This window comes from Lysobacter sp. CFH 32150, assembly GCF_022758295.1.
Lineage (GTDB): Bacteria > Pseudomonadota > Gammaproteobacteria > Xanthomonadales > Xanthomonadaceae > CFH-32150.
The window spans coordinates 157,555-181,715 of record NZ_JALDWJ010000001.1 but is presented as its reverse complement, the minus strand read 5'-3'; the positions used below and the strand labels follow the sequence as shown (position 1 = coordinate 181,715).

Here is a 24,161-nt window from a genome sequence, read left to right as displayed (position 1 = left end):
AGGTCGAAGCTGCCGCACGGCTTGCGGCGCATAATCCCGCGCATATCGCCATGAAGTCCGCGCCATGCCTTTAACGCTCGCCCCGGACCTGCCCGATTCGCTGCAATGGCTCAATACCGCGCCACATGCGGTCGCACAGCATGGTTGGCTGACCGCGCTCGCCTTCGTCAACGCCGGTTCGACCTGGTCGCTGCAGAAGCTGCACGACCTGCAACTGCTGTGCGCCAAGCATCCACAACGCCTGCGCGCGCTGGCCGTGCACATGCCACGTTTCGACCACGAACGCGATCCTCAGCGCGTGCAGCGACGACTGCAGCGCCACGGCATCAAGCTGCCCGTGGCGGTCGATGCCGACTGGGTGGCATGGCAGCACTATGGCATCCAGACATGGCCCAGCGTGTTGCTGGTCGACGGTGCCGGCCGGGTGCAAGCAGTGCTGTATGGCGATGGCCCAGTCACCGAACTGGATGCGCATGTGCAGGCGTTCGAAAGTGAATTGCTGCCGGATTTCGACGACGAAATGGCCGAGCCCGCGCCGCGTGTCCGGGAAGCCGATCTGCCGCTGTGCTTCCCGACCGGGTTGGTCGTCACACCGCAGCTTTTGTACGTCGCCGACAGCGGACATCACCGCATCCTCGAGTGCAACCACGCAGGCCGCATCCTCCGCCAGTTCGGCAGCGGCGATCGCGACTTCGTCGATGGGACGATGGGCGCGGCTGCGTTCCGTCGCCCGCATGGCATCTGCCTGCTGCGCGACGTGCTGTACGTCGCCGATACGGGCAACCATGCGGTTCGGCGGATCAACCTGCGCAGTGGCGATGTCGATACCCTGTGCGGTAATGGCCGCGTCGGCACCCCGGTGGAAGGACCGGTCAGCGACCCGCGTGCCGTATCGCTCGATGGGCCACGCGCAGTGGCAGCGGTTCACGACCAATTATTCATTGCACTCTCCGGTGACAACCGCATCTGGAGTTACGACCTCGGTCGCGCGCGGCTCACCTATCGCGCCGGCTCTGGTGAGCTGAAGGTGCGCGATGGCACCAGTACCTACGCGGCGTTCGCCCAGCCGGTGGCGCTGACGGCGGTGCAACAGACGCTGTACGTGTGCGATGCGGTTGGCTCGGCGATCCGCTCGTTGCAGTTGCGCGACGATTCGGTACAGACACTGGTCGGACAGGGCCCGTGGCAGTTCGGCCATGCCGACGGTGCACGGACGATCGCACAGTTGCAGGACCCGCAGGCCATCGCACTCGACCCCGACGCCCCGTTGCTGTGGATCGCCGATGCCGGCAACGACCGTCTGCGCAGCCTGCGACTGGGCGGCGGTGACCTGACCAGCCTTGAGCTGTCGCAACCGTTGCACGCCCCGGCTGGAATCGCGGTCGGCGAAGGGTCGGTATGGATCGCCGATACCGATGCGCATGCAGTGCTGCGCGTGGATCCGCAGACCGGCAAGGTCCAGCACCTGCCCATTGGCGAGTGAGGGTCGGCTTCCGCTCACAAACTGGCGCCGTCCACGCCCGATAATGGGCGCATGAGTCAGCGCCCGATTCCAGAATTCGACGGCAAGGCCTTTGCCCGTGGCCTCGGCATGGTGCCGGGGGTGTACCGCATGCACGCCGCCGACGACAGCGTGCTCTACGTCGGCAAGGCGCGTGCCCTGCGTAATCGTGTCGCCAGCTACTTCAACGCCACGCCGAAGGCGACGCGGACGATGGCAATGCTGGCGCAGGTCGCGCGCATGGAAGTCACGGTCACCCGTACCGAGGCCGAAGCGCTATTGCTGGAAAACCAGCTGATCAAATCCCTGCTGCCGCGCTACAACGTGCTGTTGCGCGACGACAAGAGCTACCCCTACGTGCTGCTGACCCAGGAGGCGTGGCCCCGGATTGCCTTCCACCGGGGCCCGCGTGCCATTTCGGGGCGCTATTTCGGACCGTATCCGAGCGCCGTCGCGGTGCGCGAGACGCTCAACCTGATGCACAAGCTCTTCAAGCTGCGCAGCTGCGAGGACAGCGTCTTCCGCAACCGTTCGCGTCCCTGCCTGCAATACCAGATTGGCCGCTGCAGCGCGCCTTGCGTCGGCCTGGTGCCGGCGCGGGAATACGCCGACTCGGTGCGGCGTTCCTCGCTGTTCCTCGACGGCCGCAGCGACGAGCTCAGCGACGAACTCAGCACGGCGATGGAAGCCGCCAGCACGCGACTGGATTTCGAGGAAGCAGCGCGACTGCGCGACCTGATCACGACGATCCGCAAACTGCAGGCGCGACAATACGTCGACGGCCGGGCAGCCGATCTCGACGTGCTTGCCTGCGCGATGCAGGGCGGATCGGCCTGCGTGCTGCTGCTGGCGTTCCGCGATGGCCGCAATCTCGGCACGCGTGCCTTTTTTCCGAAAACCAACGGCGCCAGCGCCGAGGAGGTGCTGGGTGCGTTCGTCTCGCAGTACTACGTCGAGCAGCCCCCACCGCGCGAGATCGTGCTCGATCGCGACATCCCGGATTGCGACCTGATCGAACAGGCGTTGACCGATGCCAGCGGCCGCAAGGTGCAGGTCAAGGTCAACGTGCGCGGTGAACGCGCCGGCTATATCGATCTGGTTCGTCGCAACGCCGAACTGGCGCTCGCCACCGAGCTTTCGAGCCATGCCGCGCAAAGCGCTCGGCTGGAGGCTCTGCGCGAATTGCTTGGCCTGGCTGAGTCGCCACGCCGAATCGAATGTTTCGACATCAGCCACACGATGGGCGAGGCGACGGTGGCGTCGTGTGTGGTGTTCGATGGCGATGGTCCGGTGCGCGGCCAGTATCGGCGTTACAACATTGCCGGTATCGAGCCGGGCGACGATTACGCCGCGATGCACCAGGCGCTGGAGCGTCGCTTCCGCCGAGCGATGGAAGAGGGTGGTGTGCTGCCGGATGTATTGCTGATCGACGGCGGTGCTGGGCAGGTGGCGCAGGCGCGTGCGGTGCTGGCCGACCTCGGCGTCCAGGACGTGACGCTGGTCGGCGTGGCCAAGGGTGAGGAGCGTCGTGCCGGACACGAGGCCCTGTTGCTACCGGATGGGCGCGAAGTGCGTCCGGGGCCGGAATCGCCGGCGTTGCAGTTGATCCAGCAGGTGCGCGACGAGGCCCACCGTTTCGCGATCACCGGCCATCGCGGCCGTCGGCAGAAATTGCGTGCCACCAGCCGGCTCGAGGATATTCCCGGCATCGGTCCGCGCCGACGCGCTAATCTGTTGCGGCATTTCGGCGGCCTCGCCGGGCTGAAGCAGGCGGGTGCGGAGGAGATCGCCCGGGTCGAGGGCATCAACGCCGCGCTCGCCGAACGGATATATGCCACCCTGCACGGGCTGCCGATGCCGACGACAGCGGACAATGGATGAAAAAGCACGGATGAAGATGACGGTGCCGACCATGCTGACCCTGCTGCGGATCGTGTTGATCCCGGTGCTAGTGGTCGTGTTCTACCTGCCTTACAAGTGGACGAACTTCGCTGCCGCGTTCGTTTTCGCGTTCGCTTCGATCACGGACTGGCTCGATGGATGGATCGCGCGCCGCTACAACCAGTATTCGGCGTTTGGAGCCTTCCTGGATCCGGTCGCCGACAAGCTGATGGTCGCCACGGCGCTGTTCCTGATCGTGCAGAGCCATCCGACCAAGTGGATGGCGTTGTGGGCAGCGGTGATCGTCGGCCGCGAAATCGCCGTGTCGGCGTTGCGCGAATGGATGGCCGAAATCGGCCAGCGCGCGAAGGTCGCGGTCGCCACGGTGGGCAAGTTCAAGACCATCGTGCAGATGGTGGCGCTGACGATGCTGCTGTACCAGGTGCCGTGGCTGGGCCTGCCGATTTTCACCATCGGCGAATGGCTGCTGGCCGCGGCGGCCCTGCTGACGCTGTGGTCCGGCTACGAATATCTGCGCGCGGCATGGCCATCGCTAAAAGAACAGGCCGTCTCAGGTGTTGACAGCCATTAGTTCGCAGGTAAAATGACGGGCTCACCGCGGGAATAGCTCAGTTGGTAGAGCACGACCTTGCCAAGGTCGGGGTCGCGAGTTCGAGTCTCGTTTCCCGCTCCAGATTTCTACGAAGCCCCGTTCGCGGGGCTTCGTATTTTCCGCCCTCCGGATTTTTCATCGGAGGCTGGATATGAAAGAATCCAAACGTCACCGGCCGGGTGGCAGAGTGGTTATGCAGCGGACTGCAAATCCGCGTACGCCGGTTCAATTCCGACCTCGGCCTCCATATCAGAGATGAACAAAACCCCGGCTTCGGCCGGGATTTTTGTTTCTGCCGCGCTTCGGGCAACATGCCGGCATGCCCGGATGGCGAAACTGGTATACGCAAGGGACTTAAAATCCCTCGGCCGCAAGGCCATGTCGGTTCGATCCCGACTCCGGGCACCAGCACACAAAGGGGAAACCTATGCGGGATCTGGCCAATGCGCGCATCGGCGTGATCGGACTCGGCTATGTTGGTCTGCCGCTGGCGGTGGAGTTCGGCAGGCATTACGACACTCTGGGATTCGACATCAACGCCGCACGCATCGCCGAGTTGTGCGATGGCGGCGACCACAACCGCGAAGTCGATAGCGAAGAGCTCGCTGCCGCGACGCGATTGCGGCTCAGTGCAGCGCTCGACGATTTGCGCGATCGCAACATCTTTATCGTCACCGTGCCCACGCCGATCGACGAGCACAAGCGCCCCGACTTCAGCCCGCTCATCAGCGCCAGCCGCAGCATCGGCAGTGTGCTCAAACGTGGCGACGTGGTGATCTACGAGTCGACCGTTTATCCCGGTGCGACCGAGGAAATCTGCGTGCCCGAGCTCGAACGCTCATCCGGATTGCACTTCAATACCGATTTCACTGTCGGCTACAGCCCGGAGCGGATCAATCCGGGCGATCGCCAGCGACGCCTCACGAACATTCCCAAGGTCACCTCCGGTTCGACGCCGGAGGCCGCCGACTTCATCGATGCGCTCTACCGCAGCATCATCACTGCCGGCACTCACAAGGCATCGAGCCTGATGGTGGCAGAGGCATCGAAAGTCATCGAAAACACCCAACGCGACGTCAATATCGCGCTCGTCAACGAGTTCGCGCTGATCTTCCACCGTCTCGGCATCGATACCACCGAAGTGCTGGAGGCGGCGATGACCAAGTGGAACTTCCTGCCGTTTCGACCAGGCCTCGTGGGTGGGCACTGCATCGGCGTCGATCCGTATTACCTGATCCAGAAGGCACAGGCGGCGGGCTATTACCCGGACATCCTGCTCGCGTGCCGGCGTATCAACGATGCGATGGGCCAGCACGTCGCCGCGGAAGTAATCAAGTTGATGGTCCAGCGCGGCATCACCGTGGCCGGTGCGCGCATTCTGATTCTCGGTATTACCTTCAAGGAAAACTGCCCGGACCTGCGCAATACGCGCGTCATCGATCTCGCCCGCGAGTTCGAGGAATACCGCGCCTCGGTCGAGATCTACGACCCTTGGGCCGACCGGCATGTCGCCGCGCACGAATACGGTGTGCAACTGGCGGAAGCGCCAGAAGCCGGTGCCTACGACGCGATCGTGGTAGCGGTAGCGCACGATGAGTTCCGCGCGCTCGGCATCGATGGCCTGCGTCGCTTCGGCAACGAGCATGCCGTGATCTACGACATCAAGGGCATGTTCCCGAAGGACATGGTCGACGCTCGGCTTTGATCCATTGCGTCGCAGTCAATCGAGAAGTTCGAGGACGCGCTCTGGCGGACGCCCGATCACGGCACGGCCGTTATGGACAAAGATCGGGCGTTCGATCAGGCGCGGGTGCGCGCTCATCGCCGCGATCAGGGCCTTGTCGGACAGGGTTGGATCGTTCAGCCCGAGGTCGTTGTATTCCGATTCGCCGGTGCGCAGCAGCCCCCGCGCGTCGATGCCGAGCAGCTGCAGCAGGGCGCGCAATTCGGCAGGCGAGGGCGGTTGTTCGAGGTAGGGCACGATTGCAGGTTCGATTCCGCGTTCGCGCAGCAGTTCTAGCGCCCCGCGGGATTTCGAGCAGCGTGGGTTGTGGAAGAGGCGGCCGTGGTCCATGCCGGCAGTCTAGCGGTTGGTTTGACCCGAGCGGGCCGGTCCACGTATTATTTGCGGCCCGATTCACCCCTGAATTCCGGGCGGTTAGCTCAGCGGTAGAGCATTGCCTTCACACGGCAAGGGTCGCAGGTTCGATCCCTGCACCGCCCACCAAATACTGAAGCAAAGGCCGGCGCAAGCCGGCCTTTGCCGTTTCCGGTTATTCGATCTGCGACTTGGCGAATTCAGCGTCCAGCTTCTCCATTGCATCCTTCGGTTTGCACTTGGAGGCCTTTTCGTAGGCTGTCGCGGCCGCGTCCTCCTCTTTCTCGCCGTGGAGCAACAACAGCACGTTGCCATGCTCGACATGCGCGATCGGCGAATCCGGGGTCAGCTTGAGGGCAGTCTTGATGTGCGACTCGGCCTCGGAGCCCTTGGCGCCATAGGTCAATCCACCGATCATCGCGCCGATCTTGCCGATGATCTCAGCGTGGTACAGCGCGAGCGCGGTATGCGCTTCGGCGTGCTTGGGCGCCAGTTCCAGGGCGGTGTCGAGCGATTCGCGCACTTTGCCAGCGATGCCTTGCTTGAGCGCTTTCACGATCGACAATCCCTGGCTATAGCGGCCGAGGGCGAATGCGTGGCGGTAATGGCTGTTGGCTTCGTCTGGCAGGGTCTTGATCGCGGCTTCGGCCAGTTTGGCCGCCTGTTCGAAACGCTTCAGTTTTTCGACGTCGTCGTCGACCAGGTAGGTGGCGTGGATGCCAATCGCTTTTGTTGCGACCGAGGCGCCGATCGGGCCGAGTTTCTCGCCAACCTCGAACGCGGCCTTGAAGTCGCCACTGTGGAAGGCGCGCCAAGCGTCCTGCAATGCGGAAGCGAGTGCGTCGGCGTCGAGTTTGGGCGCGGCCTTGCCGGCGGCCTTCAGTAGTGCGGCAGCGTGTTTCGAGTCGGGAAACGGCTCGCAATCGCCGGCATGCAATTGCGGCCATGCTTTCTTCAAGGCGTCGCCGGCGTAGGCGTAGCCCTTGGCGTCGTGCGGGAATGCAGCCCAGGCGGATTTCGCAGCCATACAGAAGTCCTTTTGGCGGGTAATTGGCGGAGCATCACGCTGACGGGATCAGCTGGCAAGGGCTAGTGTGATTGCTCGATCCATCGGCGGCAGGCTAGCCATGTCGGAGTCGGCCATCACGGCCGGCCGGCACCAATTCTCGAATCAGGGAGCCGCCATGGCTGTCACGAAAAAGAAGTCCACTGCCGCCAACGAAACCAACCTGCGACACGTATGGCTGGCGGGTCTCGGCTTGCTCGCGCTCACGCGTCGTGAAGCCCTCGCCACCGTGCGGCGAGCGATCGGCGGGGTCGATGCGTTGAAGCAGCGTGCCGAACGCACCGTGACCGAAGCGCAGGCCAATGTCCGCGACGGGATCGAAACCGTGCGGGGACAGGTCGAACCGAAGGTCGCGCAGTTCAGTGCCGAGGTGGAATCGCGCTTGGCGCCCGTGCTGGTCAAGCTCGGCCTGAAGCCGCGCGTCAAGGCGCAGCGCAAGACGCACAAGACCACCACGAAGAAGGCCATTCGCCGTACCCCCGCGCGCAAGCCGGCCAAGCGTGCCACGCGCAAGGCGCGCAGTTGAAAACCGCTTCACCTGGTTGGTGAAACAAGCGCCCCGCGAAAGCGGGGCGTTTGTTTTTACGGGAGCGTTATTGGCCCGGGAGGCTGCTGAATTGCTCCACGTCCTGCGAAACGCCACTGCCGTTGGTAACCGCCCAGACGACTGCGGCAAGCAAAACGAACGCGAGCAAGCCCCTGACCACACGCTCGACCCGATCGGACCGGGCCGGCTTATCTGCATTCATGACAAATCCCCCCTGTTGCGGGGTAATCAGACGCCTGGTTGCGCCGAAAGTCTGCGAAACCGATCACAGGGCGCGCAGCCGACCTGCCGTTAGTCCAGATAGGCCTGGGTCAGCGTGTTGAGATGGACGCGTTCGGCATCGCGCAGGAACGGCGCCAGCAGCATCATGACCTGGACGATGCCGTCGCGGATCGAGGCCTGCTCGTCCTTGTCGCCGCGGGCGGCGGCGTAGTTCATCCAGAACGTGGCGATCACCAGCACGTTGGTGGCGGCGGCATCCAGTTCGCGGGCCGAGGCGCGCATCACCCCGGCCTGCGACAAGCCACGCATCACCAGGTGGGCCTGGTCGTCGGCGCGCTTGAGGATGCGGGCGAAGCGGATGCGCAGACGACGATTGCGGCTGAGGATGTCGACCAGGTCGCGGTAGAGGAAGCGATAGTCCCAGATGCACTCGAACACGAGGTGCAACTGCAGCCAGACATCCTCCAGCCCCGGCAAGCGGCCGCTGGGCGGGCTGAGCGCGGCATCGATGCGCTCTTCGTAGCGGCCGAAGAGGTGCTCGATGATGTCGTCCTTGTTGCGGAAGTGGTAGTACAGGTTGCCCGGGCTGATCTCCAACTCGTCGGCGATGTGGTTGGTGGTGACGTTCGGCTCGCCCTGCGTGTTGAACATCGCAAGCGACGCATCGAGGATGCGCTGACGGGTGTGCCGGGCCACTAGGGTCTGTTAACACATATGGAATGGGTCGCGCCGCGCCTGAGGGCGTGCGACGCAAGGAAGAGCGAGGGCGCGTATGTCGATACGCAACCGAGCGATGACACGGCATCGCGCGTCCTCAGGCCCGGCCCTTCGGGTTGCTTCTCAATGGCCGCCATGCGGCGTCGCGCCGCTTGACCTTGCAGGCAGCAAGGCGCTGCGCGACGCGACACCACCTGACGGCCATTGAGAAGCAACGCGACCCATTCCATATGTGTTAACAGACCCTACCGGCGCTCAGGTCGTCAGTTTCTTGACGAGGTCGATGTATTTCTTCATCGCCTCGTCCGAACTGGTGCCCTTGAGCTTGGCCCAGGCTTCGTACTTGGCCGTGCCGACGAAGTCGAAGAACCCCGGCTTGGGCCCGCTCACGTCGCCCTCGGCGCCCTGTTTGTACAGCGCGTACAGGCGCAGCAGGGTGTCGTTGTCCGGCCGTTCGGGTAGGGACTGGATGTCCTTAGTGGCCTGTTCGAAGCGGCTCTTCAAGTCGGACATGACAGGAACTCCAGTTGGATGAGGCATCACACCACGCGTCCCGAGAGCGGTCAATAAGGGTCTGCTGGCGTATGCGGAGCAGGTCGCGTTGCTCCTCAGTGGCCGTCAGGTGGTGTTGCGCGACACAGCGCCTTGCTGCTTGCAAGGTCAAGGCGCGCGGCGCCGCATGGCGGCCACAGAGGAGCAACCCGAAGGGCCGGGCTTGAGGGCGCACGATGCCGCGTCATCGCTCAGTTGCGTATCGACATACGCGCCCTCGCTCTTCCTTGCCTCGCACGCCCTCAAACCCGGCGCGACCTGCTCCGCATACGCCAACAGACCCACGGGAATTGTGGTGTCACGCCGGCTCTGGCAACGTAGGCGCGTGACCGGCGTCACCACCGCCTCGCCGACCGACCAGGGAATGCAGCGCATGAGCTATTTCGTCACCGGAGCCACCGGTTTCATCGGTCGCCACCTCGTCAGCAACCTTCTCAAGCGCAAGGGCACGATCCATGTGCTGGTGCGAAAGGACTCGCTGAAGAAGCTCGACGCCATCGGCAAGAAGATGGGTTGGGACATGAAGCGGCTCGTGGTCGTCAACGGTGACATGACATCGCCCAAGTGCGGCGTCAGCGCCGCACAGGTCAAGGCACTGAACGGCAAGGTCAAGCACTTCTTCCACCTTGCTGCGATCTACGACCTCACTGCCAGTGCCGATGCACAGCAGGATTCCAATATCGGCGGCACCAAGCATGCGCTGGACCTGGCCGCCGCGATCGGCGCCGGTTGCTTCCATCACGCAAGCTCGATCGCGGCAGCCGGGCTGTATCCGGGAGTGTTCCGCGAAGACATGTTCGAGGAAGCCGAAGGCCTCGATGATCCCTACCTGGCGACGAAGCACGAGTCCGAAGGCCTGGTGCGCAAAGAGCAACGCATTCCTTGGCGCATCTACCGCCCCGGCATGGTCGTGGGTCATTCGCAGACCGGCGAGATCGACAAGATCGACGGCCCGTACTACTTCTTCACCTTCATCAAGAAGCTGCGCGAGATGTTGCCCCCGTGGATGCCGACGCTGGGCATCGAGGGTGGCCGCATCAACGTCGTGCCGGTGGACTACGTCGTCGATGCGATGGACCACATCGCGCACAAGCCCAGGCTCGACGGACATTGCTTCCACCTGACCGACCCGGAACCCATGCGCGTGGGCGAAGTGCTCAACACCTTCGCCCGCGCCGGCCATGCACCGGAGATGACGATGCGCATCGACGCGCGCATGTTCGCCTTCGTGCCTGAAGGCGTGCGCGGGATGGTCGGCAACCTGCCGCCGGTGCGTCGCTTCATCGGGATGTTGCTGCGTGATTTCCGAATTCCCAAGGAAGTGATGAAGTTCATCACTTATCCGACCCGTTTCGACAATCGCGAGAGCGAGCGCGCGTTGAAGGGCAGCGGAATCACATTACCCCCGCTGGAATCGTACGCCTGGCGATTGTGGGATTACTGGGAGCGGCACCTCGATCCGGATCTGTTCATCGACCGCACGCTCAAGGGTACCGTGCGCAACAAAGTGGTGGTCATCACCGGCGGCTCTTCGGGTATCGGCCTGTCCACCGCGCAACGCGTGGCTGAAGCAGGCGCGATCACTGTCATCGTCGCGCGTGGCGAGAAGGAGTTGTTCGCGGCGCGCGATGAGATGAAGGCGAAGGGCGGCAAGGTGTTCGCTTATACCGCCGACCTGGCCGACATGGCCGATTGCGACCGGTTGGTGAAAGAAGTGATCGCCGCGCATGGTCACGTCGACGTCCTCATCAACAATGCCGGGCGCTCGATCCGGCGTTCGATCGAGGCCAGTTATGATCGCTTCCACGATTTCGAGCGGACCATGCAACTGAATTATTTTGGCAGCATCCGCTTGATCATGGGCTTCATGCCGACGATGACGCATCGACGGAAAGGCCACGTCATCAACATCAGTTCAATCGGCGTGCTGGCGAACTCGCCGCGGTTCTCCGCCTACGTCGCTTCGAAGGCCGCGCTGGATGCCTTCAGCCGTTGTGCGCAGGGCGAGTTGTCGGGCAAAGGCATCAGCTTCACGACGATCAACATGCCGTTGGTGAAGACACCGATGATCGCGCCGACCAAGATGTACGACAGCGTGCCGACGCTGACGCCGGAAGAAGCGGCCGACCTTGTGGTGAAAGGCATCATCGAAAGACCGAGCCGCATCGCGACGCGACTCGGCATTTTTGCGTCGGTGCTAAATGCGCTGGCGCCCAAGGCCTACGAGGTAGTGATGAATACCGCGTTCGAGCTGTTCCCGGACTCGGCCGCTGCCAGGGGCGACAAGAAGGCGCTTAGAGGCGACGTGCGGCCAAGCAATGAGCAGATCGCGTTTGCAACGTTGATGAGGGGCGTGCACTGGTAGGTGTGGTTTTATCGACCACCAATACCGCTACGTGATCAACCACTTGTTCAATTGGTTCGGCACTGCCGGAACCGCACAGCCTGCGTACTCCCCGGCGGCGGCTGCAACTGTACGCGGGACGTGCGCAGGTTGTCGTAGCGCTCCAGCACCGCACAGACCTCGGTAAGCATGTCGGATGTGCCATCGTCCAGGTTCACCAACAATGTGGACTTGGTCGACCACATGGCGCGGTCAATACCGGGTAGGGACGACAGCTTGCGGACGACGGCGACACGCTGCTGCTCTTCCTCTTCCGGTGAGTTGGCCGGAATGCCAGTCATCGGTACAGCGACGGGAGCTTCGGCGACAGGAGCTGCAGCGACGGGCAGAGCCGTCGGTGCGGGTGTGGCAGCGGCAGGTTTAGGACCAGGCTCGGGTTGCGAATCGCTGCTGCCACCAGTCAGTAGCGCGAGCGCAAAACCGACCACGATGGCTCCGGCCCAGGTCAGCCCGATTTGGCGTTTCGCACGTGCGTCGGCAGCGTGGCGTGATGCATCGCGGAGCGAGTGCGGAAGCAAGGGCGCGATCTCCGGCCAAAGCGTCTCGCCGTCGATCAGTGTGATCTTCGCTTCAGCCGCGGGCGCCCGCGCCTCGGGCTCAATCTGCCCCGGCGTGACCAGCAGACCGCCACTGACGCCCTGGAAGCGGATGTTGGCAGCAAGCTCGGCGACAGCTGGTGCGGCGAGTCGATACGCGGCACCGTGCTTGCAGCTCAGGAGGAAGCGCTGGCCGTTCTTTGACAGCATGAACTCGGTCTGTTGGCCGCGCTCCGCCTCGTCATCAGTAGTCAGCAAGTCGTAACCGCGATGACGCATGGCGTCGAGCACGAAGTGCGAGAACTCGCGCCAGCGCATTGCTGCGAGCGCGCGCGTGCCGGCGGTCGCCTCATCCTGGCGGCGACGCAGGTTCCAGAAGTAGAAAGTGCCGCCAGCGCCCAGCGCCAGCGCGACGATCAAGGCCAGTAGGAGGGAACTCACGGACATGCGTCAGGCGATTCCACAGCAGGGGACCTGCGGAATATACGCCAGCCGATGCGTAGTCGATGCTATCGAGAGCCCGAGCGGGGCCATAGAAAAGCCCGCCAATCCGGAACCGTAAGGGGAGGGGAGCTACGGTGTGTACGGACTGGCGGGCAGAAGCGGGTGGCGCGCATAACGCGCCACGTTGTCAGATCAGGCGGACTTCTTGGCGGCCTTCTTCACTGCTTTCTTGGCGGGTGCTTTGCGCGCGGCCGGCTTCGTCGGTGCGACGCCGAATTTGCGCAGCTCGGCATTCAGCGCATCGACGCGATCGACCAGGGCACCAAGATCGTCGCGGCTCGGCACACCGAGCTTGATCAGCGCGCGCTGCACGCGATCTTCGAACACCTTCTCGAGACGGTCCCAGGTGTCGGCGGCGCGTTCGCGTGCCGAGCCAACGCGGCTTTCGACCGCGTCACGGACCACCTCGGCCTGGCCACCGGCGAATTTGCGCGCCGTCTGCTCCAGGTTCAGGCCTTCCTTGACCAGCGCCTCGAACAATTTGGCACCTTCGGCTTGAGCACGACCGAACGCACCGACGCCAGCCAACCAAATCTGCTGCGCGGATTCGCTCAGGCCTCTGTGCAGGCGCTCCGCGTGGGCCTGGGCATTGGCATTGCCGGCAGCCCCGCCTTTGCCAGGCGATTTCTTAGCGCTCTTCTTCAGCTTGGCCATGCAGCCCTCCATGGGCGGTGAGTGATTGCGTAAGCAGGATCGCGCCCGCGTCTAGAGCAATCACACCACCCAACAGCCGCACCACCTGCGAAACGGGCCAGCTGAGTTTGATCAGCCTCGCTTGCGGCGCGTGGCGACCAGGTGGTCGACTTCGTCCAGCGCACGGCGCAGACGTGCGGTGGTTTCGGTGCTGCGCGGAGGCGGCGCCAAGCCATCGAGGATCGAACGATGCTCGTCATTGATCACGTCATCGCGTAGCGCGATGCCGTGGGCGGCCAGTACTGGCCGCAACGTGTCGGCATGCTTCCGCAGGTCGGCAAGGGTGTTGCGATAGGCCATCTCGCACACGCGGCGGCGCGCGGCGAAGCTGAAAACGTTGGTGAAGAACAACTCACCATCATCGCTGTTCGGCTCGAAGATCAGCTGGTCGATGTCCGGATACTGCTGCCGGTACTTCGCCAGCCCCACCTGCATGCGCGATTGCAACAAGGTGCGGAAGGTCTGCGACAACACCACCGGCAGGCCGCCTTCCGACAGGCGATGGTCGATGCCGTCGGGATTGCGCTTGGCGCGACTGGAATCGAAAGGCACCAGCGGGTTGATGCCGATCAGCAGGTCGATGCCCTGTTCCAGCACCACGGAGGCATGCATGGTGCGGCGCAGGGCGCCGTCCACGAAGTGGCGACCACGGATATCGACTGGCGCGTACAGACCGGGCAGGGCAGCACTGGCCTGCACCGCTTTGGAGATCGGTACGTCATCCCAGCCCGGACCACCGAAGCGAACGGCTTCGCCGCTGTCGAGGTCCACGCCGACCACGTACAGCGGTGCCGGGAGCTCGCGGAAATCGTTGCTGCGGCCACGGCGGGTGAACACGTCGCGGAGGAAGCGTTCGACTTCGCTGCTGTCGAACAGGCCGGTCGGGACCAACCCACCGAAGCGCGTGATCAGGTCCGACCAACGCGAATCGCTGGAGGCGAACAGCAGGTCGCGTGACCAGGCCATCGCCAGCCGCGGCAGGCTGGCAGCGCGGCGCAGATATTCGAAAAACGCAGGGCGCAGGAAGGCTTCCGGACGGAACTGCACGTCGTCGCTGGTGCCGGTGATGAAGATCCGGCACATCTCGGCCGTGCTCATGCGGTTGGCGAGACCGGCGGCGAGGAACGCGCCGGAGCTGACGCCGACATAGCAATCGAGGCGGGTCAGGTCGAGGCCATCGAGCGCCTCGTCCATCGCGCGCAGCGCGCCGAGCTCGTACATGCCGCCGATTGGTCCGCCACCGGCGACCGCCAGGCCGATCTTCGGCGGGGCATCGCTGGGCTTGGCCCGGTGGAGGGCCGGATGGAGTGACAGCATGGGCAGGGACTGCGAGGGGAGTCGAGCGAGTGTAGCGGGTTGCCGAGTCGGGTTCTGGGCTGTCGGTTCTAGGTTCTGGGCTGGTTCTGGGGCTGTACAACGGAGATGCCCACCCTTGCGACCCCCACCCGCGCAACAGATGATTCCCGCATGTCGCGCAGTCTCGACCTGTCCCGCCGCCTGCAGCGTCGCCTGGCCTGCCATCAGGCCCTGCACGACCCGCAACGCGAACCGCGCAACAAGCTGCGTTGGCTTGGCGAACTGCGCCGTTGGCAGGCGCAACGACTGGAGCGCAGTTTCCGGCGTCTGCTAGAGGATTCGCGGCAAGGCCCGGCGATCCGCTTTTTTCTGGCCGATGTCTACGGCGACCATGACTTCAGCCGTCGCGATGCCGACATCGCCCGCGTGATCCCGATGATGCAACGGCTGTTGCCAGCGTCTTTGCTGGAAACGGTGGCCTTCGGCATCGAACTCGGCGCGCTCGCCCAGGCCTTCGACCTGCGCATGGCTGCGGCATTGCAGCAGTTGGCGCCCGCACGCAAGCGTCTGGACGAAGCGCTGTACGCCGAGGCTTACCGCGCAGTCGGGCTGCCACACTTGCGCTCGCGTCAGATCGATCTGATTCGTGATGTCGGCAATGGCCTCGCCAGCGCGCTGCGACTGCCCGGCGTGGGGATACTGCTCAGGCTGTCCCGTGGCCCGGCCGAGGCTGCGGGGCTGGGCGAGTTGCAAGGCTTCCTCGAACGCGGCGTCGGTGCTTTCACCCGGCTCGGCGATGTGAGCGCCTTCCTCGACGAGATCGAACGCAGCGAACGTACCGTTTCACGCCGCCTGTTCGCCGGCGACCCGGATCCTTTCGCCGTTGCTCAGGAAAAGCGTTCGTCGAGATAACGCTTGATCTCCTGTTCGATCGGCCCCTTCAGCGCCGAGAGGAAGAAACCGAGCTTGGCGGTCACTTGCAGATGCTTCGGTCCGAGCGCGATGTGGCCATCGACTCCGGAACGATTGAAATTGAGGATGTCGCCGTCCCAGGCGTAGTCCATATCGAAACGGTCGGCCAGTTTCTTCGCAACCTCCTCGACTGCCTTGCGCGCCTGTTTGATCGGCAGCGAGTGATCGTGGCGAATGTCGATATGGGACATGCAAAGGGCTCCGGCGCGTGGACGGCGCCATTGTGCCGCCACGTGGCGCTGCGTGAAAGCGTGGGTGCGTGATAGATTTCCGCGCTGTGAACTCTCTGCGCCTGCGATTTGCGAACCATCCCCATCCCGACCTCGCGCTTGGTCCGGGCGTGCATGGCATTGGCCGCACGCCCGACGGCACGCTCGGCCTGGTGGGAGAACACGGCAACGCGCTGGTGCAGTTCTGCGTCGATCGTCGCGGCGTGTGGATGAAGCTCGACCCGAAGGCACGCGGCGTGCACATCAACGGCCGCCCGGTGCGATCGATGGCGATGCTGCGCGTCGGCGACGCGGTCTACGTCGATGGCATCGAGTTGTTGTTGCTGGCCGCACACACCCCGGCCATCGCCAAGTTGCCGCCGAATAACATTGCGGGGGCAGTGGAAGGAGACCAGCGCATCGTGCTGCGTGGCGTCGGCGGTCAATACCACGGTCGTAGCTTCACTCTCGACCGCTCGCGGCTGGTCGGTAGCGGCTCCGAATGCGACATCCGCATCGATGATCCGGCTTTTGCCGAACGCCATGCCCGTATCGAGCCGCACGGTGACCTGGTGTTGCTACGCGACCTCGGTGGTGGCGAGGGCAGCGTCGTCAACGGCGAACCTGTGCGGGATGCCGTGCTGCATGTCGGCGACCAGGTCGTGTTCGACGCGCACCAGCGTTTCACCATCGAGTCCCCCGGGCGCCCGGCCAGCGCCCGCGATGCATTGCCGCCGGCGGTCGAAGAAGGACCGGCAGCGGTCGTGCACCCGCGGCCTGCAACGTTGCCGCAGACGGCGCGCAGGTTGCCGTGGTTGTTGTTGGCGGCGTTGCTGATTGCAGCGGGGCTCAGCGCGTTGCTGCTCTTTGGCTCGTCGATCTAGTCCGTACCGCCCATTTCCACGCTCGCCAGCCGAGCAGCAGCGCCAGGATGGTTGCGTACAACGCCGGTTCGCGGATATCGGATTTCACCAGCCACCAGAAATGCAGGACGGCGAGGACGCCGGCGGCATAGACCAGCTTGTGCAGGCGTGTCCAGTTGCGTCCGAGACGACGGATCCAGCCGGTGGTCGAGGTGATGGCCAGCGGCAGCAGCAACAACCAGGCGCTGAAACCGACGGTGATGTAAGGGCGCTTGGCGATTTCCTCGAAGATCTGCGTCCAGTAGCCGCGTAAATCGAGCACCAGGTAGGCCGAGAAGTGGACGCAGGCGTAGAAGAACGCGTACAGGCCGAGCATGCGCCGGAAGCGGATGAGCACTGGCTGGCCAGTCAGCTGTCGCAGCGGTGTGATCGCCAGCGTTGCCATCAGCAGACGCAGCGCCCACAGGCCAAGACGGTGTTCGATCTCCGCCACCGGATCGGCGCCGAGGGCGTCGTTGCCAGTGCGATAGACCTCCCAGACCTGCGTCGCGAGGATCGCCATCGGGGTCAGTGCCGCGGCGTGGAGCAGGGTTTTCGCGACGATGATGCGTGTGGATGTGCGAGGCATGGAACATCCGAGTCGTCATTCCCGCGTAGGCGGGAATCCAGTGTCTTCAAGCTGTGAAAGCAACGGCAAGATCAGAAATCCCGGCTTTCGGCGGGATGACGGCAAGTGCAACGGCGAAGGCGGGATTCTGGCTTTCGCCGGAATGACGAACAAAAGCAAAGTCGCTGGATTCCCGCCTACGCGGGAATGACTCAGAACCACTTCTTCAGATCCATGCCCGCGTAGAGCGATGCCACCTGCTCGGCGTAGCCGTTGAACAGCTTCGTCGGGATGCGTTCGGCGAACAGCTTGCTCGCGCTGCCGGCGATGCGGCGCTCTGACTTCTGGCTCCAACGCGGGTGATCGACGGTCGGATTGACGTTGGAGAAGAAGCCATATTCGCTCGGCTGCGATTGGTGCCAGGCGGTTTCCGGCATCTTCTCGACGAAATCGATGGCGACGATCGATTTGATGCCCTTGAAGCCGTATTTCCATGGCACCAGCAGGCGCAGTGGGGCGCCATTCTGCTGCGGCAGAGCTTTGCCGTACAGGCCGGTGGCAAGGAAGGCGAGCGGATGCATGGCCTCGTCGATGCGCAGGCCTTCGCGATACGGCCAGTCCAGCACCGGGTAACGGATGCCCGGCATCTGTTGCGGATCGCCGAGGGTAGTGAAGGCGACGTATTTCGCCTTTGAAGTCGGCTGGAAACGTTTGAGCACGTCGCCGAGTGGCACGCCGAGCCATGGGATCACCATCGACCAGCCTTCGACGCAGCGCAGCCGATAGATGCGTTCTTCCGGTTTGAAGCCCTTGAGCAGATCCTCGAGCGCGATCCGACCAGGCTTGGCACACTCGCCGCCTACTGCGACGGACCAGGGGCTGGTCCGCAACGTCTTAGCCGCGCGTGAGGGATCGACCTTGCCGGTGCCGAATTCGTAGAAATTGTTGTAGCTGGTGACGTCCTGGTAGCGGGTGAGCTCTTCGGCAGTGCGGAAGCCGGATTTCGCCTGTGCGGGCGTGATCGTGACCTTGGCCGCAGGCGGTGGCTCGGCGTCGGCGCAGCCGGCCAAGGTCAGTGCGGGTGTCGCCGCGAAGGCAGCGAGCAGGCGGCGGCGGTCATGGTAGACAGCTTCGTCGGTGATGGCGGCGGAAGGAATCCGCAGGGCGTCTCGCAGGGACATCGGTTCGCTCCGGGAATAGTTGGTTTCCTCGGGAAGCTACGTCTTTTCCGACCCGTCGGATGCGGGAAAGTTGCGAGGGCAACAATCGCGCCATCGTGTATTGCGCTGCGGCATACTAGCTCTGCTGCACAACCCCCGCCTGGCCTGCCGTCCCTCGCCTTGCCGACCCAAGTTTGCGCCGTTTCCGGCTTTCTGCCGGACCTCCGCGCAAGCGTGTGCCGCAAGCCACTTTTCGTCGAGTCGAGGACCTCATTCATGTCACGAGCACACAATTTCAGCGCCGGCCCCGCCGCCCTTCCCGAAACCGTCCTGCAGCAAGCCCAGGCGGAAATGCTGGAGTGGCATGGCGCGGGCGCGTCGATCGTCGAGTTGAGCCATCGCGGGCCGGAATTCATCCAGGTCGCCGCTGAAGCCGAAGCCGACCTGCGCAAGCTGTTGTCGATCCCCGACAGCTACGCCGTGCTGTTCCTCGGCGGCGGCGCGACCACCGTGCAGGCCCTCCTGCCGCTGAACTTCGCCGCGCCGGGCCAGGCCGCCGACTATGTCGTCACCGGCCACTGGGGCAAGACCGCGCTGAAGCAGGTCAAGCCCTACGTCGCCGCGAATGTCGCCGCCAGCAGCGAGGCCGAAGGTTTCCGCGACATCCCCGCGCGTGACACCTGGGGGCTGTCGAAGGACGCGGCCTACGTCCACTACACCGCCAATGAAACCATCCATGGCGTCGAATTCCGCGACATTCCAGATGTGGGCGACATCCCGTTGTTTGGTGACTTCAGCTCGAGCATCGCTTCCGAACCGTTGGACGTGTCGAAGTTCGGCGTGATCTACGCCGGCGCGCAGAAGAACCTGGGTCCGGTCGGCATCACCGTCGTCATCATCCGCCGTGATCTGTTGGAGCGCGCAGGCCAGCCGCGCGCAGAGATCCTCGACTACCGTGCGCATGCGAAGGGCGAATCCATGCTCAACACGCCGCCGAGCTGGAACTGGTACCTGCTCGGCCTGACCGTGAAGTGGATGCTGGCCGAAGGTGGCGTCGAGGAATTCGCCCGTCGCAGCGCGCGCAAATCGACGCTGCTGTACGACGTGATCGACAACTCCGGCGGCTTCTATCGCAACGAAGTCGCCAAGGCGGCGCGTTCGCGCATGAACGTGCCGTTCTTCCTGCACGACGAGGCACTGGACAAGCCCTTCCTCAAGGAAGCAGGCGCGGCCGGGCTGATCTCGCTCAAGGGTCACCGTGCGCTCGGCGGCATGCGCGCCTCGATCTACAACGCGATGCCGGAGGCGGGCGTGCAGGCGCTGGCCGACTTCATGCGCGACTTCCAACAGCGGAATGGTTGAAAAACGGCACGGATGACGATGGCCAACAAGCCAAAAACCCCGAAGAGCGCATCTTCGAAGAGCGGGTCTGCAAAGAACACGCCTGCGAAGAAGGCGGCGAAACGACAGGCCGAAGCGCCTGTCGTTTCGCCCGATCTTGCCGCGCTGCGCGAACGCATCGACGGCATCGACCGCAGCATCCAGGACCTGATCGTCGAACGCGCGCAGTTCGCCGGACAGGTCGGCCGTGCCAAGGGCAAGCTCGCGGCGGCGGTGGATTACTACCGGCCGGAGCGCGAGGCGCAGGTGCTGCGTCGCGTCGTCGACCGCAACCACGGCCCGCTCGCCGATGAAATGCTGGTGCGGCTGTTCCGCGAAATCATGTCCGCCTGCCTGGCGCAGCAGGAGCCGCTGAAGATCGGATTCCTCGGTCCCGAGGGCACGCATTCGCAGCAGGCGGTCTACAAGCATTTCGGCCACTCCATCCACGGCCTGCCGCTGGCGAGCATCGAGGAAGTGTTCCAGGAAGTCGAAGCCGGCCATGCCGACTTCGGTGTGGTACCGGTCGAGAATTCCACGCAGGGCACGATCCAGTCGACGCTGGACATGTTCCTCACCTCGAAGGTGAAGATCTGCGGCGAAGTCGAACTGCGCATCCACCAGCACCTGCTGTCGCGCAGCGGCCGCATCGAGGACATCGAGCGCGTCTATTCGCATCCGCAGTCGTTCGCGCAATGCAAGGCCTGGCTGCGCCAGTACTTGCCGAAGGCGGAAACGATCCCGGTGTCGAGCAATGCCGAAGCTGCACGTCGCGCGCGCAACGCCGACGATGCCGCGGCGATCGCGGGTGTCAGTGCGGGCACCGTGTATGGCTTGAAGAACGTCGCCGGGCCGATCGAGGATCGGCCCGACAACACCACGCGCTTCCTCGTGCTCGGCCGTGAGTTGTTCACGCCGTCGGGAAATGACCGCACTTCGCTGCTGGTCTTCATCAAGGACCAACCCGGCGCGCTGTACCACGTGCTGGCACCGTTCGCGAAGCACGGCCTGAGCATGAACCGCATCGAATCGCGCCCAGGCCACACCGGACTGTGGCAATACGCGTTCTTCATCGACATCGAAGGTCACGCCCGCGAGGACGCCATGCATCGTGCGCTGGACGAATTGGCCGAGTACGCGCAGGAAGTGAAGGTGCTCGGTTCCTATCCCGTGGCGATCGCGTGAACACAGTGGCGGATGCAGTGACAACGGATGCTGTGACCACGGCACCACGCGACGAAGCCTTCTTTGCCGCCTTAGCGCAGCCGGGCGTGCAGCGGCTGCGCGCCTACGATCCAGGCCACGACCTGGTTGCATGGCGGCGACGTTTCCAGGATCGGATGCTGGTGGAGCTCGGCTCCAACGAAAACCCGTATGGCGCCTCTCCGGCGGCGCGTGCGGCCATGCTCGATGTCATGCACGAGCTGCATCGCTATCCCGATCCGCTTGGCGGCGATCTCAAACGAGCCTTGGCGACGAAGCATGGTGTCGATACCACGCAACTCCTGCTTGGCAATGGTTCGCACGAACTGCTGATGCAGTTCGCGCAGGTGTTCGCCGGGCCCGGCAGCGATGTCGTCGCATCGCAATACGGCTTCGCCGTCTATGCGCTTGCCGCGCAATGTGCTGGTGCGGCTCTGCGCCTTGCGCCCGCGCTCCCGCGTACGCACGCCATGGCGCGCGGCCATGACATCGATGCACTCGCCGCGGCGATCACGCCGGCGACTCGGCTGCTGTACGTAGCCAACCCCAATAACCCGACCGGTACATGGTTCGACGCCGATGCATTCGCGGCGTTCATGCAGCGGGTGCCCGGGGACGTCCTGGTCGTGGTCGACGAGGCTTACGCTGAGTTCGCCGATGCGCCGGATTACGCTTCGGCGCTGGCGCTGCTGGGGGCACACCCGAACCTGATCGTCACCCGCACGTTCAGCAAGGCTTACGCGCTCGCCGGACTGCGTGTCGGTTATGCGGTCGCGCACCCCGGCTTGATCGCCGTGATGGAGCGCGTGCGCGAGAGCTTCAACGTGAATATGGTCGGGTTGGCGGCTGCAGAGGCCGCACTCGACGATGACGCGCACCTGCAATGGTCGCTGGCCCGCAATGCCGAACAGCGAGCGGTTTTGGCGGAGGCGTTCCGCGCTCGCGGCTGGTTCGTGCATCCGGCGCAGACCAATTTTCTGCTGGTCGAATTTGGCCCGGACACGCCGCAGATCGAAGCTTCGTTGCTGCAGCAGGGCGTAGTCGTGCGGCCGATGGGAGGTTACGGTTTGCCGGAATGCCTGCGCATCACTGTCGGCGACGAAGGCGAGAACCGCCGGCTGCTGCAAGCGCTCGACGCGACCAGGTAAGCACGCTATGGGCCTTGATTGGATCGCGTCGCCCAGCACGTCTTTGCGCGGCACGCTTGATGTTCCCGGCGACAAGTCCGTATCGCATCGCGCGATCATGTTCGCGGCGCTTGCCGACGGTGTGTCGCGTATCGAGGGGTTCCTCGAAGGCGAGGACACCCGCGCCACCGCCGCAATCTTTCGCCAGCTAGGGGTGCGTATCGAAACGGCCAGCGACGGCGTGAGGATCGTGCACGGCGTCGGCATCGACGGGCTGCAGGCGTCCAACGCACCACTGGACTGCGGCAACGCCGGCACCGGCATGCGTTTGTTGACCGGCGTGCTGGCGGGACAGCGGTTCGATTGCGTGCTGATCGGTGACGAGTCGTTGTCGCGGCGTCCGATGCGTCGCGTGATCGATCCGCTAAGCCGCATGGGTGCCAGGATCGAGGCGAATGAAGGCGGCCTGCCTCCCTTGCGTGTTCATGGCAACCATGTATTGCAAGGAATTGATTACACAACTGAGGTTGCCAGCGCTCAGGTCAAGTCCGCGATCCTGCTTGCGGGGTTGTACGCGCATGGCGACACCACGGTGCGCGAACCCCATCCAACCCGCGACTACACCGAGCGCATGCTCGCCGCATTCGGCTGGCCGATTGAATTCGCGCCAGGTTTTGCCCGCCTGTCCGGCGGCCATCGTTTGCGCGCGACCGACGTGCACGTACCCGCGGACTTTTCCTCGGCGGCATTCTTCATCGTCGCCGCGACGTTGGTACCGGGTTCCGAGCTGCGCCTGCAACGCGTCGGCATGAATCCTCGCCGCACCGGGTTGTTGCATGTCTTGCGCGCGATGGGCGCGGATATCGTCGAACAGAACCCGAGCGAGCAGGGCGGCGAACCTGTCGCCGACCTCGTCATCCGGCATGCGGCGCTGCACGGGATCGAAGTGCCGGTCGAGCATGTGCCCGACATGATCGATGAATTCCCGGCGCTGTTCGTCGCCGCGACTTGTGCGCAAGGCGCGACCATCGTGCGAGGCGCGGCGGAATTGCGGGTCAAGGAATCCGACCGCATCGCGACGATGGCGACGGGGTTGCGTGCACTAGGCATCAGCGTCGACGAAACTCCGGATGGCGCGACCATCCATGGTGGTCGCGTGCACGGAGGCCGCATCGACAGCCACGGCGATCATCGCATCGCCATGGCATTCGCGATCGCAGCGCAACTCGCCGATGGCGAAGTGCGCATCGGCGATGTCTCCAACGTCGCAACTTCATTCCCGGGCTTCGACGCGCTCGCACGCGCGGCGGGGATGAACGTCAAGCCGTTCGACTAGAGCGAAGCCAACGTGGACGGCCGGAACTCGATCGGCACTTCAACCGTCGACGCCACCGGCTGGCCATTGCGCGTGGCCGGATTGAACTGCCACTTGCGCACGGCAGTGATGGCGGCGCGATCGAGCTCGCGTGAACCGCTGCGTTGTGCCACGTCGATATCGGTCGGCGTGCCATCGCTGCCAACGATGACGCGCAGCAACACCGTCCCGCCTTCGTTCCTGCGAAGGGCGGCAGCCGGATATTTCGGCACCGGATTGCTGGCGAACGGCCGTGCCGTCGTCGTAGACGGTATGCGCGGCTTCGGTTTGGTGGTTGCCTTCGGTGCCGTCGCTACAGCGCTGGGCTTGCTGGCCGGTGCAGGAACGATTTCATCCGGCCCAATCGTGACCGTCGGCGGATTGACCTCGCCACCGCTCGGCACTAATGGCTCGCGCAAATCGAACCACCACCAGGCGAATAACAATGCGGCGAGCAACACCAGTAGCAACGCCCGCAGGTTCGTTTGACGTTGGTTGCTCGGCTCCACCGCTGCTGCGGAGTTATCGACCGTCGTATTGCTCGCCATGACCGTTCTCCCGTCGCAATGGGACGAACGAGTTATGCACGCGAAGTTGTCGTCGCATCGTGAGCGCGGCATGAAAGCAGCGTTCACATCGCTGACCGGCGGAGCAAT

23 protein-coding genes and 4 tRNA genes are annotated in these 24,161 nt (G+C 64.1%); 16 read left to right on the top strand and 11 right to left on the bottom strand.

The features are described 5' to 3' along the window. Window positions 1-64 precede the first annotated feature (64 nt). The 7 genes from MO486_RS00790 (at window position 65) to MO486_RS00760 (ending at window position 5,700) form a co-directional block, all read left to right on the top strand. Window positions 65-1,483, top strand: coding sequence for a hypothetical protein (locus MO486_RS00790; protein ID WP_242903735.1), 1,419 nt, complete (start codon window positions 65-67; stop codon window positions 1,481-1,483). Window positions 1,484-1,534: 51 nt separating this feature from the next. Further along, entirely contained in the window at window positions 1,535-3,382 is a 1,848-nt protein-coding gene (gene uvrC / locus MO486_RS00785; RefSeq protein WP_242903733.1) for an excinuclease ABC subunit UvrC, read from the top strand. Window positions 3,383-3,392: 10 nt separating this feature from the next. Beyond that, the gene (pgsA, locus tag MO486_RS00780) at window positions 3,393-3,974 is read left to right on the top strand and encodes a CDP-diacylglycerol--glycerol-3-phosphate 3-phosphatidyltransferase (protein ID WP_242903731.1); all 582 of its coding nucleotides are present in this window, start codon (window positions 3,393-3,395) and stop codon (window positions 3,972-3,974) included. A 26-nt stretch (window positions 3,975-4,000) separates the two neighbouring features. Further along, window positions 4,001-4,076 (top strand) — tRNA-Gly (locus tag MO486_RS00775). 92 nt (window positions 4,077-4,168) lie between these two features. Beyond that, window positions 4,169-4,242 (top strand) — tRNA-Cys (locus MO486_RS00770). Window positions 4,243-4,316: 74 nt separating this feature from the next. After that, window positions 4,317-4,403 (top strand) — tRNA-Leu (locus MO486_RS00765). 19 nt (window positions 4,404-4,422) lie between these two features. After that, window positions 4,423-5,700 carry a nucleotide sugar dehydrogenase gene (locus MO486_RS00760; protein WP_242903729.1) on the top strand — a complete coding sequence of 426 codons (1,278 nt, stop codon included), beginning with the start codon at window positions 4,423-4,425 and terminating at the stop codon, window positions 5,698-5,700. 15 nt (window positions 5,701-5,715) lie between these two features. On the opposite strand, the gene arsC is transcribed toward MO486_RS00760, so the two are convergent. After that, on the bottom strand, window positions 5,716-6,069 hold the full coding sequence (gene arsC, locus MO486_RS00755; protein ID WP_242903727.1) for an arsenate reductase (glutaredoxin): 354 nt from the start codon (window positions 6,067-6,069) through the stop codon (window positions 5,716-5,718). A gap of 78 nt (window positions 6,070-6,147) precedes the next feature. On the opposite strand from arsC, the gene MO486_RS00750 reads away from it, so the two are divergent. Then, a tRNA-Val gene (locus MO486_RS00750) sits at window positions 6,148-6,222 on the top strand. Window positions 6,223-6,268: 46 nt separating this feature from the next. On the opposite strand, the gene MO486_RS00745 is transcribed toward MO486_RS00750, so the two are convergent. Beyond that, window positions 6,269-7,120 (bottom strand): hypothetical protein, encoded by an 852-nt coding sequence (locus MO486_RS00745; protein WP_242903725.1) that lies wholly within the window; start codon window positions 7,118-7,120, stop codon window positions 6,269-6,271. Between the two features lie 157 nt (window positions 7,121-7,277). Between MO486_RS00745 and MO486_RS00740 the strand changes: the two genes are divergently transcribed. Beyond that, a complete protein-coding gene (locus MO486_RS00740) occupies window positions 7,278-7,685 on the top strand; it encodes a hypothetical protein (RefSeq protein ID WP_242903723.1) in 408 nt (135 codons plus the stop codon). Window positions 7,686-7,997: 312 nt separating this feature from the next. On the opposite strand, the gene MO486_RS00735 is transcribed toward MO486_RS00740, so the two are convergent. Continuing rightward, window positions 7,998-8,624: a TetR/AcrR family transcriptional regulator gene (locus MO486_RS00735; RefSeq protein WP_242903721.1), complete on the bottom strand. Its 627-nt coding sequence runs from the start codon at window positions 8,622-8,624 to the stop codon at window positions 7,998-8,000. 276 nt (window positions 8,625-8,900) lie between these two features. Beyond that, window positions 8,901-9,158: an acyl-CoA-binding protein gene (locus MO486_RS00730; RefSeq protein ID WP_242903719.1), complete on the bottom strand. Its 258-nt coding sequence runs from the start codon at window positions 9,156-9,158 to the stop codon at window positions 8,901-8,903. A gap of 364 nt (window positions 9,159-9,522) precedes the next feature. Here MO486_RS00730 and MO486_RS00725 point away from each other — a divergent pair, with 364 nt between their 5' ends. Then, window positions 9,523-11,562, top strand: coding sequence for an SDR family oxidoreductase (locus tag MO486_RS00725; RefSeq protein ID WP_242903717.1), 2,040 nt, complete (start codon window positions 9,523-9,525; stop codon window positions 11,560-11,562). 47 nt (window positions 11,563-11,609) lie between these two features. Here MO486_RS00725 and MO486_RS00720 read toward each other — a convergent pair whose 3' ends face one another. From MO486_RS00720 to MO486_RS00710, 3 genes are all read right to left on the bottom strand, one after another. Beyond that, window positions 11,610-12,584 carry a restriction endonuclease gene (locus tag MO486_RS00720; RefSeq protein ID WP_242903714.1) on the bottom strand — a complete coding sequence of 325 codons (975 nt, stop codon included), beginning with the start codon at window positions 12,582-12,584 and terminating at the stop codon, window positions 11,610-11,612. A gap of 189 nt (window positions 12,585-12,773) precedes the next feature. Continuing rightward, window positions 12,774-13,295 (bottom strand): phasin family protein, encoded by a 522-nt coding sequence (locus MO486_RS00715; protein WP_242903712.1) that lies wholly within the window; start codon window positions 13,293-13,295, stop codon window positions 12,774-12,776. 111 nt (window positions 13,296-13,406) lie between these two features. After that, complete coding sequence (locus MO486_RS00710) at window positions 13,407-14,651, bottom strand: patatin-like phospholipase family protein (protein WP_242903710.1); 1,245 nt, start codon at window positions 14,649-14,651, stop codon at window positions 13,407-13,409. A gap of 150 nt (window positions 14,652-14,801) precedes the next feature. Between MO486_RS00710 and MO486_RS00705 the strand changes: the two genes are divergently transcribed. Next, the gene (locus MO486_RS00705) at window positions 14,802-15,542 is read left to right on the top strand and encodes a hypothetical protein (protein WP_242903708.1); all 741 of its coding nucleotides are present in this window, start codon (window positions 14,802-14,804) and stop codon (window positions 15,540-15,542) included. Here the strand turns inward: MO486_RS00705 and MO486_RS00700 are convergent. Further along, window positions 15,518-15,793, bottom strand: a complete 276-nt coding sequence (locus MO486_RS00700) for a polyhydroxyalkanoic acid system family protein (protein WP_242903706.1) — start codon at window positions 15,791-15,793, stop codon at window positions 15,518-15,520. The genes MO486_RS00705 and MO486_RS00700 overlap by 25 nt on opposite strands. A gap of 86 nt (window positions 15,794-15,879) precedes the next feature. Between MO486_RS00700 and MO486_RS00695 the strand changes: the two genes are divergently transcribed. Beyond that, window positions 15,880-16,695, top strand: coding sequence for an FHA domain-containing protein (locus MO486_RS00695; protein WP_242903704.1), 816 nt, complete (start codon window positions 15,880-15,882; stop codon window positions 16,693-16,695). Here the strand turns inward: MO486_RS00695 and msrQ are convergent. Both msrQ and msrP read right to left on the bottom strand, forming a co-directional pair. Further along, window positions 16,661-17,302 carry a protein-methionine-sulfoxide reductase heme-binding subunit MsrQ gene (msrQ, locus tag MO486_RS00690; protein WP_242903702.1) on the bottom strand — a complete coding sequence of 214 codons (642 nt, stop codon included), beginning with the start codon at window positions 17,300-17,302 and terminating at the stop codon, window positions 16,661-16,663. The genes MO486_RS00695 and msrQ overlap by 35 nt on opposite strands. Before the next feature lie 191 nt (window positions 17,303-17,493). After that, on the bottom strand, window positions 17,494-18,462 hold the full coding sequence (gene msrP / locus MO486_RS00685; RefSeq protein ID WP_242903700.1) for a protein-methionine-sulfoxide reductase catalytic subunit MsrP: 969 nt from the start codon (window positions 18,460-18,462) through the stop codon (window positions 17,494-17,496). Between the two features lie 255 nt (window positions 18,463-18,717). Between msrP and serC the strand changes: the two genes are divergently transcribed. From serC to aroA, 4 genes are read left to right on the top strand one after another with little or no spacing between them, the layout of a single operon-like run. Beyond that, window positions 18,718-19,803, top strand: a complete 1,086-nt coding sequence (gene serC, locus MO486_RS00680; RefSeq protein WP_242903698.1) for a 3-phosphoserine/phosphohydroxythreonine transaminase — start codon at window positions 18,718-18,720, stop codon at window positions 19,801-19,803. An 18-nt stretch (window positions 19,804-19,821) separates the two neighbouring features. Beyond that, window positions 19,822-21,006 (top strand): prephenate dehydratase, encoded by a 1,185-nt coding sequence (pheA, locus tag MO486_RS00675; protein WP_242903694.1) that lies wholly within the window; start codon window positions 19,822-19,824, stop codon window positions 21,004-21,006. Then, complete coding sequence (gene hisC, locus MO486_RS00670; RefSeq protein ID WP_242903690.1) at window positions 21,003-22,172, top strand: histidinol-phosphate transaminase; 1,170 nt, start codon at window positions 21,003-21,005, stop codon at window positions 22,170-22,172. The genes pheA and hisC overlap by 4 nt, the downstream gene beginning before the upstream one ends. 7 nt (window positions 22,173-22,179) lie before the next feature. Next, a complete protein-coding gene (aroA, locus tag MO486_RS00665) occupies window positions 22,180-23,487 on the top strand; it encodes a 3-phosphoshikimate 1-carboxyvinyltransferase (RefSeq protein ID WP_242903687.1) in 1,308 nt (435 codons plus the stop codon). Here aroA and MO486_RS00660 read toward each other — a convergent pair. Then, a complete protein-coding gene (locus tag MO486_RS00660) occupies window positions 23,484-24,053 on the bottom strand; it encodes an energy transducer TonB (protein ID WP_242903684.1) in 570 nt (189 codons plus the stop codon). The genes aroA and MO486_RS00660 overlap by 4 nt on opposite strands. Window positions 24,054-24,161 lie beyond the last annotated feature (108 nt).